At 49.4% G+C, this 15721-nt stretch carries 10 protein-coding genes, 2 tRNA genes and 2 rRNA genes (1 of these 14 cut by a window edge); 7 read left to right on the top strand and 7 right to left on the bottom strand.

The window, feature by feature from the left end; translation table 11 throughout:
* The 4 genes from ACZ42L_RS11535 to ACZ42L_RS11520 form a co-directional block, all read right to left on the bottom strand.
* Positions 1-966: ribosomal RNA gene (locus tag ACZ42L_RS11535) — 23S ribosomal RNA — on the bottom strand (it extends 1932 nt beyond the left edge of the window).
* 167 nt (positions 967-1133) lie between these two features.
* Positions 1134-1207, bottom strand: a tRNA-Ala gene (locus ACZ42L_RS11530).
* 21 nt (positions 1208-1228) lie between these two features.
* Positions 1229-1302: transfer RNA gene (locus ACZ42L_RS11525), tRNA-Ile, on the bottom strand.
* Between the two features lie 138 nt (positions 1303-1440).
* Positions 1441-2970, bottom strand: a 16S ribosomal RNA gene (locus ACZ42L_RS11520).
* Together the 16S and 23S rRNA genes with 2 tRNA genes alongside form the textbook arrangement of a ribosomal RNA operon.
* A 595-nt stretch (positions 2971-3565) precedes the next feature.
* Between ACZ42L_RS11520 and ACZ42L_RS11515 the strand changes: the two genes are divergently transcribed.
* On the top strand, positions 3566-4414 hold the full coding sequence (locus tag ACZ42L_RS11515; RefSeq protein ID WP_464699390.1) for a Cbp1 family collagen-binding glycoprotein adhesin: 849 nt from the start codon (positions 3566-3568) through the stop codon (positions 4412-4414).
* Between the two features lie 430 nt (positions 4415-4844).
* Here the strand turns inward: ACZ42L_RS11515 and ACZ42L_RS11510 are convergent, their stop codons facing one another.
* On the bottom strand, positions 4845-5345 hold the full coding sequence (locus ACZ42L_RS11510) for a Dps family protein (RefSeq protein ID WP_464706187.1): 501 nt from the start codon (positions 5343-5345) through the stop codon (positions 4845-4847).
* 275 nt (positions 5346-5620) lie between these two features.
* On the opposite strand from ACZ42L_RS11510, the gene ACZ42L_RS11505 reads away from it, so the two are divergent.
* The 6 genes from ACZ42L_RS11505 (at position 5621) to ACZ42L_RS11480 (ending at position 12066) form a co-directional block, all read left to right on the top strand.
* A complete protein-coding gene (locus ACZ42L_RS11505; protein WP_464717008.1) occupies positions 5621-5956 on the top strand; it encodes an outer membrane beta-barrel protein in 336 nt (111 codons plus the stop codon).
* A 336-nt stretch (positions 5957-6292) separates the two neighbouring features.
* Positions 6293-7021: a Bax inhibitor-1/YccA family protein gene (locus ACZ42L_RS11500; RefSeq protein WP_464699387.1), complete on the top strand. Its 729-nt coding sequence runs from the start codon at positions 6293-6295 to the stop codon at positions 7019-7021.
* Between the two features lie 91 nt (positions 7022-7112).
* Positions 7113-8543 carry a C69 family dipeptidase gene (locus ACZ42L_RS11495; protein ID WP_464716166.1) on the top strand — a complete coding sequence of 477 codons (1431 nt, stop codon included), beginning with the start codon at positions 7113-7115 and terminating at the stop codon, positions 8541-8543.
* A 42-nt stretch (positions 8544-8585) separates the two neighbouring features.
* A complete protein-coding gene (locus ACZ42L_RS11490) occupies positions 8586-9218 on the top strand; it encodes a DUF4923 family protein (protein ID WP_464702849.1) in 633 nt (210 codons plus the stop codon).
* Positions 9219-9250: 32 nt separating this feature from the next.
* Positions 9251-9583, top strand: a complete 333-nt coding sequence (locus ACZ42L_RS11485; protein ID WP_464699384.1) for a cupin domain-containing protein — start codon at positions 9251-9253, stop codon at positions 9581-9583.
* Positions 9584-9828: 245 nt separating this feature from the next.
* Entirely contained in the window at positions 9829-12066 is a 2238-nt protein-coding gene (locus ACZ42L_RS11480) for a glycoside hydrolase family 3 C-terminal domain-containing protein (RefSeq protein ID WP_464716165.1), read from the top strand.
* 73 nt (positions 12067-12139) lie between these two features.
* Here ACZ42L_RS11480 and ACZ42L_RS11475 read toward each other — a convergent pair whose 3' ends face one another.
* Both ACZ42L_RS11475 and ACZ42L_RS11470 read right to left on the bottom strand, forming a co-directional pair.
* Entirely contained in the window at positions 12140-12358 is a 219-nt protein-coding gene (locus tag ACZ42L_RS11475; RefSeq protein WP_464716164.1) for a hypothetical protein, read from the bottom strand.
* A 111-nt stretch (positions 12359-12469) separates the two neighbouring features.
* The gene (locus ACZ42L_RS11470) at positions 12470-15709 is read right to left on the bottom strand and encodes a 3-keto-alpha-glucoside-1,2-lyase-like domain-containing protein (RefSeq protein ID WP_464716163.1); all 3240 of its coding nucleotides are present in this window, start codon (positions 15707-15709) and stop codon (positions 12470-12472) included.
* Positions 15710-15721: the final 12 nt, after the last annotated feature.

Below are 15721 nucleotides of genomic sequence, written 5' to 3'. Positions count from 1 at the left end.
GGTCCGTGAGCATTCGGAGTTCGTCAGGTCGCGATAGGCGGTGAAGCCCTCTTGACCTATCGGTCGCTCTACCTCTCACGGAGAACACTGTACGCGGCACCTAAATGCCTTTCGGGGAGTACGAGCTATCTCCAAGTTTGATTGGCCTTTCACTCCTACACTCAACTCATCCAGAAGCTTTTCAACGCTTATTGGTGCGGTCCTCCATCCCGTGTTACCGGGACTTCAACCTGGTCAAGTGTAGATCACTTGGTTTCGCGTCTACCACCACCGACTATACGCCCTGTTCAGGCTCGCTTTCACTGCGGCTCGGGTGCTGAACACCTTAACCTTGCCGGTGACGGTAACTCGTAGGTTCATTATGCAAAAGGCACGCCGTCACTCATTACTGAGCTCCGACCGCTTGTAGGCGTATGGTTTCAGGAACTGTTTCACTCTTCTCATCGAAGTGCTTTTCACCTTTCCCTCACGGTACTGGTTCACTATCGGTCTCATGGGAGTATTTAGCCTTACCGGATGGTCCCGGCGGATTCGCGCAGAATTCCTCGTGTTCCGCGTTACTCAGGATACCACTATGCCCCATTGTGCTTCGAGTACGGGACTGTCACCCGCTACGGTCCGGCTTTCCAGACGGTTCCTCTCACACGCAAGGTACAACGGCGTGGTCCTACAACCCCCCGGATGCGTTGCCACAACCGGGGTTTGGGCTGTTCCCCGTTCGCTCGCCACTACTGGGGGAATCATTCATTTATTTTCTTTTCCTCGAGGTACTAAGATGTTTCAGTTCCCTCGGTTAGCCTCCCCGCACAGCGGGGATGACCGTCCTTCAGACGGCCGGGTTGTCCCATTCGGAAATCCGCGGATCAAAGATTATTTGCATCTACCCGCAGCTTATCGCAGCTTATCACGTCCTTCATCGCCTCCATGAGCCTAGGCATCCGCCATACGCCCTTACTTACTTTCACGGCACCAAAATAAATTTGGATGCTCATACTTTGTACTGTTGTTATATTCTACAGTCTTGCTTGTGTCAATATGTCAAAGATCGGATGTGAGTCTGTAAGTACGTAAGTCTGTAAGTTCATGAGTTGTTGACCCATGGATTCATCACTTACTACCTATACCCACTGTTGTGGAGAATAACGGATTCGAACCGTTGACCCCCTGCTTGCAAAGCAGGTGCTCTAGCCAGCTGAGCTAATCCCCCGCAAGGGTTTACACTACAGAGTAGTCCCAGGCAGACTTGAACTGCCGACCTCCACATTATCAGTGTGGCGCTCTGACCAACTGAGCTATAGGACTCTGTCCGGCGGTGTTCAGGCCTCTGGGCTGGACCGCCCGGCTTCCCTTTTCTCTTATTTTTAAACAGATCAAGAAGTACAAGAAAAAAAACGAACCATACAGGTATCCAACATACCATGCTAAAACCCACGGCTCCAGAAAGGAGGTGTTCCAGCCGCACCTTCCGGTACGGCTACCTTGTTACGACTTAGCCCCAATCACCGGTTTCGCCCTAGGCCGGTCCTCGCGGTCGCGGACTTCAGGCGCCCCCGGCTTTCATGGCTTGACGGGCGGTGTGTACAAGGCCCGGGAACGTATTCACCGCGCCATGGCTGATGCGCGATTACTAGCGAATCCAGCTTCGTGGGGTCGGGTTGCAGACCCCAGTCCGAACTGAGACCGGTTTTAAGGATTGGATCGCATTTGCATACGACCGACGCTCTGTACCGGCCATTGTAACACGTGTGTAGCCCCGGACGTAAGGGCCGTGCTGATTTGACGTCATCCCCACCTTCCTCACACCTTGCGGCGGCAGTATCCCCGGAGTGCCCGGCATTACCCGATGGCAACTGGGAAAAGGGGTTGCGCTCGTTATGGCACTTAAGCCGACACCTCACGGCACGAGCTGACGACAACCATGCAGCACCTTCACAGAGGCCCCGAAGGGCATCACCATCTCTGGATCTTTCCTCTGCAATTCAAGCCCGGGTAAGGTTCCTCGCGTATCATCGAATTAAACCACATGTTCCTCCGCTTGTGCGGGCCCCCGTCAATTCCTTTGAGTTTCACCGTTGCCGGCGTACTCCCCAGGTGGGATGCTTAATGCTTTCGCTTGGTCACATGGTCCGAAGACCATACAACGGGCATCCATCGTTTACCGTGCGGACTACCAGGGTATCTAATCCTGTTCGATACCCGCACTTTCGAGCTTCAGCGTCAGTAATGCTCCCGTAAGCTGCCTTCGCAATCGGAGTTCTTCGTCATATCTAAGCATTTCACCGCTACACGACGAATTCCGCCTACGTTGTGCATACTCAAGCTCGCCAGTTCGCGCTGCAATTCAGATGTTGAGCATCTACATTTCACAACACGCTTGACAAGCGGCCTACGCTCCCTTTAAACCCAATAAATCCGGATAACGCCCGGACCTTCCGTATTACCGCGGCTGCTGGCACGGAATTAGCCGGTCCTTATTCATACGGTACCTGCAAAAGGCCACACGTGGCCCACTTTATCCCCGTATAAAAGCAGTTTACAACCCATAGGGCCGTCATCCTGCACGCTACTTGGCTGGTTCAGGCTTCCGCCCATTGACCAATATTCCTCACTGCTGCCTCCCGTAGGAGTTTGGACCGTGTCTCAGTTCCAATGTGGGGGACCTTCCTCTCAGAACCCCTACTGATCGTCGGTTTGGTGGGCCGTTACCCCGCCAACTGCCTAATCAGACGCATCCCCATTCCTTACCGCTGAACCTTTAATCCGAGTTAGATGCCTGCGTCGGATGCTATACGGTATTAGTCCGACTTTCGCCGGGTTATCCCGTTGTAAGGAGAAGGTTGGATACGTGTTACTCACCCGTGCGCCGGTCGCCATCAGGAATTGCAAGCAACTCCCATGCTGCCCCGCGACTTGCATGTGTTAAGCCTGTAGCTAGCGTTCATCCTGAGCCAGGATCAAACTCTACATTGTAAAATCTGTCTGTGTTCCATAATAAGGAACTTATATACCTTTGCTCGTAGGATTAGCATTCATGGTCTAAAGAATACCTGTCTCAATATCATATTGACGGTTCGTTTCTTTTACCCGACTCTCACCGTATCAAAAATACGGCAGAGTCGCTTCTTGTACTACTTCTCTGTCTATGTAAATCTTTTCAAAGAACTCTTTCTTCAGTGCTACGACGAACGCGCTGTAGGCGTTGTTCTCGTAAGCGGATGCAAAAGTAATAAGAAATAAAACAACCACCAAACGTTTTCAAAAGAAAATTCAAATTTCAGCTTCACATTTTCAACAAACATTACAAACAAACATCCCTTTCCTCCTTTACACCATAATATATTATATATAGCAGTTGCAGGAAATCCCCAGATTTTAATTTTTGTAGAGTTAACGCAAAATAAAATAAATATGAGTTTTTTTAATTTGAAAATTGATTTCATCAGAAAATATATTTGTTTCTTTACCGGCAGTTTTTAATCAAAGACAAGGGAAACGCCCTAAACTCGTATGACAGTCTATCGCCAATTACCTTGCTTTATATGTTTAACCAAAAAACTCGAGATTTATGAAAAAGTTCTTATTTATGGCATTAGCCATCTTTGCAACACTGACTGCCTGCAACAACCAACAGGCTAACATGGCCAGCAACGAACGCATCGACTCCCTGCAAGCCATCATCGCAGAGCGGGACACCGAAATCAACGGCATGATGGAAAATTTCAACGACATTCAAGAGGGATTCCAAGCCATCAACGCAGCCCAGAACCGCGTAACGGTGGCCAGACTAGGAGAAAGAGCTAATCGCACGCAGGTAATCAGGGAAAACATCAAGCTCATTTCCGAGACCATGCAGCAAAACCGCGAACGCATCAAAGAGTTGCAAGCCCAGCTGGCTAAAAGTTCGTTCAAAGGCACTGCCCTGCAAAAGACCATTGAAAACCTACAAGGTCAATTAGAAGAGAAGAACAAGGAACTGGAATCTTTGAGAGCCGAGCTAGCTCAGAAGAACATCCACATTGCCCAACTGGACTCTACAATTACCGACTTGCACACCAACGTAAACAACCTCACTACCGAAACTCAACAAAAGAGCGAGACCATCAGTCAGCAAGACAAGCAGCTGCATACCGGTTACGTGCTCTTCGGAACAAAGCAAGAATTGAAGCAGAAGCGCATCTGGGTTGATGGCAAGATTCTCAGAAACACCTTCAACCACAGCTACTTCGAGAGAATCGACATTCGCGAAAGATTGGAATTCAAACTGTCTTCTACTTACGCCAAATTGCTGACCACGCATCCTTCCAGCAGCTACACTCTTGTACGCGATGCCAACAAGCAATACACTCTGCGCATCACCAATCCGGATGAATTCTGGAGTACAAGCAAATTCCTCGTTGTGAGAACGAAGAATTGAGGTTGGTGAGTTTGTGAGTTTGTGAGTTGTAGGGACGCGGCATGCCGCGTCCGCATGCGAGAAAGCCTATTGCCGTCTGTAGGGGCGAATTGCATTCGCCCTTATAGGCAGGGATGTCCACCGTTTCCGGACGCGGCATGCCGCGTCCCTACAAGCTTTCCAACTTTTATCTAATAATCATCAAATTTCAACTCGTCTACTTGTCTCTTATCTACTCGTCAACTTCAAAAAACTGCAAGGTCGCGGCAGCATCGCTGCAAAGGCCTAACAGCAACACTGCCAAGTCCTTGCAGTTTTTTGAGTTCAATTGTTATCCCTGACCAAACGATACGTCCCGCTGCCAGGCGGAGAAAAAAATCTCCTGAAAGTCATTCAAAACTTTCAGGAGACTTTTTTTGTTTAGCTTTCGCCTCACAATAACGAGCAACGATTACTTCTCGCTTTCAACTTCCGATTTTCTTGTCAAGAAGGCAGAAAGCATCCAGACCAACTTCTCTTGACCGCGCAAGAAGTCACCTATCAAAGCCACCGTCACTTCATCATTTGCCTCGGCAGCCTTAGCCGACACCTCACGCTCCTCGCCTATCAGCACCGAAAGCATGTCAAGCACCTTCTGGATTCCGGCACGTCCCAATGGTTCAAAACCATCTTCCTGCAAGCGCGATACCTTCAGATATTCGCTGTAACGGTTCTCAGGTCTGCTACCTAGCTGCAAGATACGCTCCGCAACCTCATCCACCTGATTGGCTACACTGTTATAAAGCTCTTCATATTTAGCATGCAAAGCGAAGAATCCACGTCCTCTTACATTCCAGTGCAATCCGCGCAAGTTGCTATAAAATATCTGCAAGTCGGCCAACAGACCATTCAAAGATTCTACTACTACGTTTACTTTGTTCTCGTTCAACTGTAAATAATCTAAAGTTCTCATATCGTTTTCCTTTCTTTAATTAATCATTTTGTTTTTTGTTTACGATGCAAAGATAGCCCTTCTATCACGACACCACAACAGATAAAAACTATACGCATATTGATGCTATCTATAAAGCTCCGCAAAAGCCCATTACAACAGGGCCTCAACACCTGTCAAACCGACTGTCACTGACGAAAAAAAACATACGACCGCAACAGATGGTCCAAGACATTTACTCCCCCAAAAACTAGAGACCAGCTTACCATACGAAATAATTTCACACTTTACACAATATCTGTGTTTTCTTCAACAGAGAGAAAACATTTACCGGCTGGATGAATGCCTCTTACTCTTCTCCACAGAATTTGGCCACGACAGACACAAAAGCCACCTACAATTTCAACTTGGGAGCGCAATATGCCTTGCTTGACAGGAAGCTGAAAATTGCTTTAAGCCTGAACAGCATCCTGTCTTCCCATATAAGAGGAAACGTCAACTCGCCCGACTTTAAGATGTCATTCGACAACACATACAGCTACCCTACCCTCAATCTTTCCATCACCTATATCCTCGGAGCTAAACTGTCTGGGAAGAGATATTCCAATACCGAGATTCAGGAGCGTATGTAAAGAGAAATCAGTTCCGTCCCCAACAAAAAACTGCAAAGCCTCGGCAGCATCGCTGCAAGGGCCAAACAGCATTGTTGCAAAGGCCGAACAGCAATGCTGCCGAGACCTTGCAGTTTTTCCAAGTAGATGAGTTCGTCTGTTTCAAAGATATTGAGGGGATGAATAAACAGAACTGCCTGACACGACATTGTACCACAGAGGGCGGACAGGCCACCCCCTGCCCGAAGCGTGAAGTGGGCAAAAAGGCAAAAACATTTTGGCACTATCTTTGTATATTCATACTTATATTGTATTTTTGCAATCACATGATTATCAACCATTATAAATAGAAAGAATATGGACGTAAAAGAACTTGAAAGAATGATCAGACAGCAAGAGAGTGGTATGGATATGGCCGTATCGGCAGCATTCCCTGCTCTCATGCGCAAAGTATATGTATGGATGACGCTGGCTCTGGTGCTCAGTGGCGTTACGGCCTACGGTGTTGCCACCTCGCCCAACCTGCTTGCGCTCATCGCCAACAACAGTTTCATCATGTGGGGCTTGCTCCTGGGCGAGCTGGGACTGGTGCTGGCCATCAATGCCGGCATCAATAAGATGTCGCTCACCACGGCAACTCTGCTCTTTGCCCTGTTCTCGGTGCTCAATGGTGCCACTTTGTCATTCATCTTCCTGGCCTACACCATGACCATCATCGCAAAGGTATTTTTCATCACGGCCGGTACTTTCGCCGCCACGGCCCTCTATGGCTACTCTACCAAACGCGACCTGAGCAAACTGGGTAGTCTGCTGACAATGGGCCTCATCGGTCTCATCATCGCTTCACTGGTGAATGTATTTCTGGTGAAGAGCAGCGGTTTCGACCTCATCGTGAGCTATATCGGTGTACTCATCTTCGTGGGACTGACAGCGTGGGACAGCCAGCGCATCAAGGTAATGATGGCACAAGCCGAAGACCTGAGCGAGAGTTCGCAGAAGTTGGCCGTACTGGGTGCGATGTCGCTGTATCTGGATTTCATCAACCTGTTCCTCTATCTGCTCAGGATATTCGGCAACAGAGACTAAAGTTCCATCCCTGTCCCACCCCAAGGGGGGCTGGGACAAGCAGCACAAGACAAGAACATAACACATAAGAACCAAACACAAGAAACTGAACATGCAACATATAACGACATTACCCTCGGAATGTACGACGATACTCGTGGGTAAGAAGATGACGACCGACGGCAGCATGATCGTGGCGCGGTCGGAAGACTGGGACGGCATGGTGGCCAAGAACCTACAGATATTCGAAGATACCGACAACGGCCCGGAAGAGTTTGTGGCGCGAGACAGCAAGTTCCGCTGCCCTCTGCCGAAGAAGGCGTTCGGCTATTCGGCTCTGTCGCCCTACCATCTGCACGGCCACTGGGGCAGCGCCGGATTCAATACGGTGGGCGTAGGCATGAGTGCCACGGAGACGATATTCACCAACGACAAGGCATTGGCCGCCGACCCACTGGTAGAGACGGGCGTGGCCGAGAACTGTATATATAATATTGTATTGCCATACGTAAGTACTGCACGCGAAGGCGTGGCACGCATCGGACGGCTGATAGAGGAATATGGCTCGGCCGAAGGGTTTGCCATCGGACTCGTAGACAGCCGGGAATCATGGTATCTAGAGAATGCCGGCGGCCATCGCTGGCTGGCTACACGCATTCCAGACGACCGATATTTCGTGACGGGAAACCAGAGTCGCTTCCGTACCTACGATCCACAGGACACAGACAACTACATGGCATCGGCCGACTTGATAGAGCATGCGGCGGCCAACGGGCTATACGACCCAGCCAAGGGTGCAGCGTTCGACTTCCACGAAGCATACGCCCGCGACGCAGAACTGGACACTACCTACAACTATCCGCGTGTATGGGGATTGCAAGGTATGCTGAGTCCCGATATCAAGAACGATGTAACCCGGAACACATTCCCCGTCTTTGCCAAGGCCGACCATCCGCTATCGCTCGACGACATGCGCCGCGCATTCCGTTTCCACTACAATGGGACGGAACACGATCCTTACCTGAACAATAATCCCAAGGAGCGTTTCCGTCCCGTATCTATCTTCCGCACCACGCAGACCCACATTCTGCACGTGCGTCCGGAGTTGCCTACAGCCATCGGTCGCGTAGACTACATGGCCGAAGGAATGGCCGCACTCGGCGTATTCGTTCCCCTGTATCAGGGTGTGAAGAGCTATCCGAAGGCATATACCATAGGTGACGGACGGGCAGACAAGGACTCGGCCTACTGGAAATTCCGCAAGGTGATGACATTGGGCATGGTAAACTACAACCGCTATGCACCCATCATACAAGAGCGGTATGCACGGTTCGAGGCAGAAACTGCACAATACCAGCACGAGATGGAAGAGCAGTATCTGGCCATCTACAAGACTCAGCCCATGCACGCACAGGAACTATTACAGGCTTTCTCGGACAAAGTGCTGACCGAGGCGCTGGCCGTAGCCGACGAATTGCAGGACGAACTCTTCACGAGATTGACCCAAGACATACAGGCAGAATATCTGTTCCACGGTGCATAAGGCTGAAACAGCTACACACCGAAGTAAATTACAATAACATAAATGAAGAAAATTACGATTTTAAGCATGGCTCTTGCAGCCATGACACTGACAGCATCGGCTGCCACCCCACAGTTCGACAAGATTTTAAGCAAGGTAAAGAGCGCTGCCGGAAGCAGTACGACCGGCGATGCGGCCGGCAACATCCTGTCGAGCGTGTTGGGTACTGACAAGCCCAGCGAGAACGATTTGGCTGGTACATGGAAGTACAATCAGCCCGGAGTGGCATTCACCAGCAAGAACGTATTGGCCAAGGCCGGTGGTCAGGTGGCTGCCAGCACGGTCAAGACAAAACTGAAGAGCAGTTTCAGCAAGGTAGGTCTTCAGGGCAGCAACACCCAGTTTACCTTTAATCAGGACAAAACTTTCAGTGGAAAGCTGCGCGGTAAAAGTCTCAAAGGTACCTATACCTACGACCCGTCTACAGCAAAACTGACGCTGAAAACAGCACTGGTAAGCATTCCCTGCTACGTACAGAAGTCGACATCGGGCCTGAGTCTGCTTTTCGAGTCGACCAAATTGCTGAAATTATTCCAGACAGGCGCACAGCTTAGCGGTAACAGCAGCCTGAAGACCATCAGCGCATTGAGCAAGAACTACGACGGCATGCGCATGGGATTCGACCTGAAGAAATAATGCAGACTGCATCTTAATAATACCAACTTATTATGATTATTGATTTCGACAAGCTCAAAGAAGAGCATATAGAAGGTTTCAAGGGCGGAGAGGGCAAGCTGGATATGCGTGCAGTCGTAGACGACAAAGCACGTATTATGTATTCCACGCTGCGCCCTGGTGCCCGCAGTGGCGAACACGAACACAGCGGGTCGTTCGAAGTGATGTACGTGGTCAGTGGCGAACTGACGGTACACTACGACGGACATATGGAGGTAGCCCGTGTCGGACAGGTACACTATTGCCAGGAAGGCCACAAGCACTGGTTTGAGAACTGCACCGACCACGATGTCGTTTATCTGGCCGTCGTGCCTAACTTGGGCTGACCGTGCAAGATAGATAAGACTGCAAACCAAACAAGAATTCCCATTCAGTAGCTCACGCACTGAATGGGAATTTTTATATCAAAACCATGCTAACGGACCAAACATGAAGAGAGATAGGCATGGAAATATATTTCTGGCGATATTTATCTGCTTTTAAATTGCGATGTATCGTATTTTTACTAACTTTGCGACATACAGGAATCAACCACTTGTATGTAGTAGAACAAACAACCAAAAACCTAAAAATGAAAATCAAAAAAACTATCGTCATGGCACTGGCCTTGCTCGCAACGCTGGGCAGCCATGCCCAAATCCCGGTTTACCTGAACGAGACAAAGCCCATCGAACAGCGCGTAGAAGACGCACTGAGCAGAATGACGCTGCGAGAAAAAATCAGAGTGCTGCATGCACAGAGCAAGTTCTCGTCGGCCGGAGTACCCCGACTGGGATTCCCCGACTTCTGGACCGACGACGGTCCTCACGGTATTCGTGCCGAAACTTTATGGGACCAGTGGGACCAGGCAGGACAGTCCAACGACTCTTGCACGGCATTCCCAGCCCTCACCTGTCTTGCTGCATCGTGGAATCCGCAGATGGCCATGCTCTACGGAAAGAATCTTGGCGAGGAAGCACTATACAGACGCAAGGACATGGTGCTCGGTCCGGGCGTGAATATATACCGCACACCGCTCAATGGACGTAACTTCGAATACATGGGCGAAGACCCTTATCTGGCCTCAAGAATGGTAGTACCCTACGTTCAAGGCCTGCAAAGCAATGGCGTGGCAGCATGTGTGAAGCACTATGCCATGAACAACGACGAAGAAAATCGCAGTGAGGACAATGTCATTATCAGCGACCGAGCCATGCGCGAAATCTATCTGCCGGCATTCGAAGCAGCTGTGAAGAAAGGACATGCGTGGGGTATCATGGGAGCATACAACCTCTACAAGAACCAGCACAGCAGTCACAACGACATCCTTATCAACAAGATTTTGAAAGGTGAATGGGGATTTGACGGTGTCGTGGTATCTGACTGGGGAGCTGCCCACAACACAGACGAAGCCGTCAAGAACGGCCTTGACCTGGAGTTTGGTACTTGGACAGACGGTTTACACAGCGGAAAAGGCAACGCTTACGACCAGTATTATCTGGCAGGGCCCTACCTGAAAGGCATCCAAGAAGGGAAATATACTACCAAGGAATTAGATGACAAAGTGCGCCGAATACTCCGGCTATATTACCGCACGACCATGACCGACAGGAAGAAAGGCAGCATGTGCTCGGAAGCCCACTACGATGCTGCTCGCCAGATAGCGACCGAAGGTATCGTGCTGTTGCAGAACCAACGCAACATACTGCCTCTCGACCTTGGCAAGGCACGCCGGATATTGGTTGTAGGAGAGAATGCCATCAAGATGATGACAGTGGGTGGAGGCAGCTCTTCGCTGAAAGCACAGCGCGAGACATTACCTTTCGACGGTCTGAAGAGCCTGCTAAAGCAACGCGCTCCCGGCATCAGTGTGGAGTTTGAGCGTGGCTATGTAGGCGACACCACAGGTGCTTACAATGGTGTTACCACCGGACAAAATCTGACAGAAAAGCGCAGCCAGGCCCAGCTCATAGCCGACGCCGTGGAGAAAGCACGCAAGGCCGACTATGTAATCTTCTTCGGTGGACTCAACAAGAGCAGCTATCAAGATGCCGAGGGGCACGACCGCAAGAGCTATGAACTGCCCTATCAGCAGGATAAGGTGGTAGAAGCATTGGCCAAGGCCAACCCGAATCTTGTATATGTCAACATATCCGGCAACGCAGTAGCCATGCCTTGGAAAAACAAGGTGCCTGCCATCGTACAGGGATGGTACATCGGAAGCGTGGCCGGAGAGGCGTTGGCAGCGGTACTCACTGGCGACACCAATCCATCGGGCAAGCTGCCATTTACATGGCATGCAAGCCTGAAAGATGTCGGCGCACATGCACTTGATGCTTATCCCGGCACATGGAGACCCAAGAAAGACATCATCGATATAGAATATAAAGAGGGCATCTACGTGGGTTATCGGTGGACAGACCTTAAAAAAATTAAACCTACCTTCGCCTTCGGACACGGACTCAGCTATACGACGTTCGCGATTTCCGACCTCAGAACTTCGGCCAAAAGTATGCAATCTGACGGTACTTTGACCTTCACCGTAAATGTCAAGAACACAGGAAAACGCGAAGGCAGCGAGGTAGTACAGCTCTATATCCACGACGTGAAGTCATCGGTAGACCGTCCTTACAAAGAGCTGAAGGGATTTGCAAAAGTAAATCTGAAGCCGGGCGAGAGTCGCGATGTGGAAATTACCATCGACAAACGGGCATTATCTTTCTACGATGAACTGTCGCACGACTGGAAAGCTGAACCAGGTAAGTTTGAGGCACTCGTAGGAAATGCCTCCGACAACCTGTCACTGAAAGCAGCATTCGAACTGAAATAACCACATCGACAGATACAAAAAAAAGCCAAGACAGCTTGCTACTGTCTTGGCTTTTTATCTTGATAGCTATAAGTTATACGGCATTGAAACCCTTTGTGCTGTTGTGGGCCAACAGGTCTTTCAGGTTCAACTCCCTGAAGTTACGGTCTTCCAAAATTTTATGAAGCATCTCAGCTTCTTCACGTTCTTCTTCAGAATGTGTATAGGTACAACTCTTATTTTTCAGTTCGGCAAGGCCCCAGCCTACCAAAGCCACGGCTACGAACAATATAAATGCAATGAGTGCTGACATATAAATGATGTATTTGATTCTGAATGCAAAAGTAATGGAATTAGCGGACAATAGCAAACATTATCTTGTTTTTCGTTAAAAACAAGGCTGCTGCATACCATACACACAAACCTACTTACGCACTTTCTTCTTGCTCAAATCCAGAATTCTCAAGTTTCTGAACTTCACACCCTCACCATGCCCGCAGAAGCTGATGTGTCCTTCCTTGTTGAACAAGCCCGGATGGTTGTTGTGATCAATGGTATAGGGATTGCTCTTGCCACCGTCGGGTGCAATATTGTGCCCTTGACAAGCCTCGCGGATATTGCCATCGAGGATAACTTCGCCATTCACAGTGACGGTGATGCGGTCGCCTACGGCCCTGATTTCTTCGGTATTCCAAGTTCCAAGTTTACCAAACTTCACATGTTTGGGTACGATGATGCCATAGACAGAGCCATGCTGCTGATAGTCGCGAAGCCCTTTGTAGATAGGATCGTCGTGGTCTAGCACCTGAATCTCCATACCCTCGTAAGCTGCATTGGTATTGAGCTTGGTACGAATACCAATGCCATTGTTCACACCCGGACTTACAAAGCAGAACTCAAAACGGTAAACGAAATCGCTATAGGTCTTCTTCGAGTAGAGATTGCCACCTACGCCGAAGTGAGCTTTCACATAGATGCTGCCATCTTCGGGAACATAGTTGTCGAAGTTGCCTTGCCATTTATCAAGTGACCGACCGTCGAACAGCACTTCAAAGCCCTGCGCTTTCTCTTCCTTGGAAAGCGTAAATACAGGCGTCGAAGGCAACTCGTTCACATAGCAGTTACACACATCGATTCCATCCCCATCACTGATAAACTTAATCAGGCCACTGATATTGGCTGCATTCTTACCACCCTTGGGGGCAAAAATTGCATTGTCATTGATGACTACGCCGTTGGAAACCACCATCAAGCGGTCGTTGACCAACTTGACATAAAGCACATTCCACTCAGCAGGAACTACTCCCTGCTTTCCGCTAATAGCTTTCGAGCCAGATGTAAGGATTTCAACCTCACCACTCGGAGCCAATCTGATGGCCGGCATAGACCGCAACCACAACTCAGAAACCTCATTGGCCCGCCACTCGGCATACAATTCGAAGTTCTCATAGCCCTTCTTGGTATTCAGGCTCAGTCCCCGTCTTGCCTTGCCATCATTCATGGCAGGAGCAAAACCATCTGTACCGAATTTGGCCAAAATACCTTTTATCTCATCGACGGCATACCCTGCATCCGCATCATGGGTCTTTGCAGCAAACACCTGCTGCGCTTTTTCCAGCCATCCACGTGTCATAGCACCCTTTTGAAGCCCCTTATTCTTAGCGATAATATTCTTCACCGCCGTGGCAGCAGCAAAAGAAGTGGCCTTATCCGAAAGATAATTGGCTGCCCAAGACAATGCCGGTAACTCGTAGATAGTACCTATAGCGCCGATAAATGAATTTTTGACCGCAGCAGACGGATTCAAAGAGAGCGCCTTTGTGTAGTCAAGAAATCTGCTCATGGCATTCTTCGGCGACGCTTTGAGCAGTGACAACATGCTCATCAAAGCTGCATCTTTACGTTTGTCATCCGTAGCTGCTATGGTATAAAGGGTAGAAACGGCTTCCGGATTCTTCACTTTCAACAAAGCGGCAAAAGCATCGGCCTGTTTTGAAGGCTTGGCATATTCACTCTGTAACAGCTGAAGTGCCTCCTTATTACCTGCTTGTGACAGCAGAGGATAATAAAGCTGAGGGCGCTTACTGCCTGCCATACGCCCACTCACCTGGGCAAACTGCTGTTCAGGAGACAGCGTATGCAAAGCAAAGAGAAGGGCTTTCTGGAGTTTAGGTGCCGCAGCTGCATCGGCTTTCTCAAGCATATCGCACAACTGGGTAAACTCACTAGGCCTTGTAATACCCGCCAACGCGCCATAGGCAGCTTGCTTCACCTCGTCGTTCTGACTGTCCAGCAGGCGCAGTACAGCATCGTAGGCTGAATAGAGATGGCGGTTGGAAACGATACGAAGCGCATGTGTCAACGTAGAAGGATTCGTGTCTGCCAACAAACCTACGACAGCAGCATCTACTTTTCCATTAAATGCGAGTAGAGCATCCATAGTCTCCTTGGCATATTTACCACCCAACAGACCGCAGAGAGAAGCCAATGCACGCTCGCCACCTATCTTTCCAGCAGCCTGGATAGCTGCCTTTGCCAAGGTTTCATCGGCACTGTTCATCGCATTTGCCACTGTTTCGACAGCCGATGACACATGGTTGTTACCCAACCAGCGCACTACATCGCACTGGGCAGCAGGAGACAGTTTACCAAAGTTGCGCAACACAGAGGCATAAATATCGTCGCCGGCACAGCTTTGGGCCAGCTTCAACGCCGTATTACGGTATTGAATATCGTTGTCTTTCAGTGCTTTCAATACTTCAGCAGCTCCTTTTGTACCGGCCGATTGCAGCAACAACTCCAGTCCACCACACCTTACGGCCCTGTCACCCTGGGCAATAAGCTGCTTCGAAGCCTTCATCACAGCCTTAGAATTGCTCGCTACAAGCCGATTCAACAATCTCAGATAAGCATCTGTAGCATGGGTTTCCTCATACTTAAAACCCGCTTTCTGCGCTGCGACAGCCAATACTTTCATCGACTTTTCCGTTCCACAATAGGTCAAAGCATCATAGATACCCTTCAATGTAGCTGCATCTGCGCCTGGAATCCACGCCAACAACATCTCTTCCAAACTATTGTCTGCCATCTTGCGCATGGATATAAGATGGGCTATCCCTACTTTTGATACCCTCATGCCACCCATTTTCAGAATCTGTTGGGCATCGACACCCGGTATCAAAGCAAGCCCTTCCAACGCATACGACTGCAAATAACTGTCGTCCAGATACCCCATAAAGAGCTTGATGTCTGCCGCTGTGGCCACTTTCTGAATCTGTGCCAGCAAGAAAGCCTTGTTCGCATTATCCTTACAAGACGCCAATCCCTTGACAAGTCCTTGCTTTACACCATCACGCAAAGCTACCTTATCGGGATGTGTCACATAATCTGTCACACTACTGATGGCGTATTCGAATGGCGCATTGTTTCCTTTTCCCGATGGAGACAGCATTCCTACTAAAGACGCTATACCCTCCTCACCGGTGCGGGCCATCTCGTCCATCACCTCATTATACACAGCACTGCTCTGTGCAGGTAATTGCGCCAAACCGTCTGCTATGATTGTTGACGTTACGCGATTACGTGCATCCTGCCCACGCATGCTTGTGTGGAAACACAGACAGCACAACAACAATATAATATATGAATATCTCAATGTTTTCATCTGGTATAGTAT

It is taken from the genome of Prevotella mikamonis (assembly GCF_055381405.1).
Note: the sequence above shows the minus strand (reverse complement) of the source record. Positions and strands in the feature narration are given on the sequence as shown.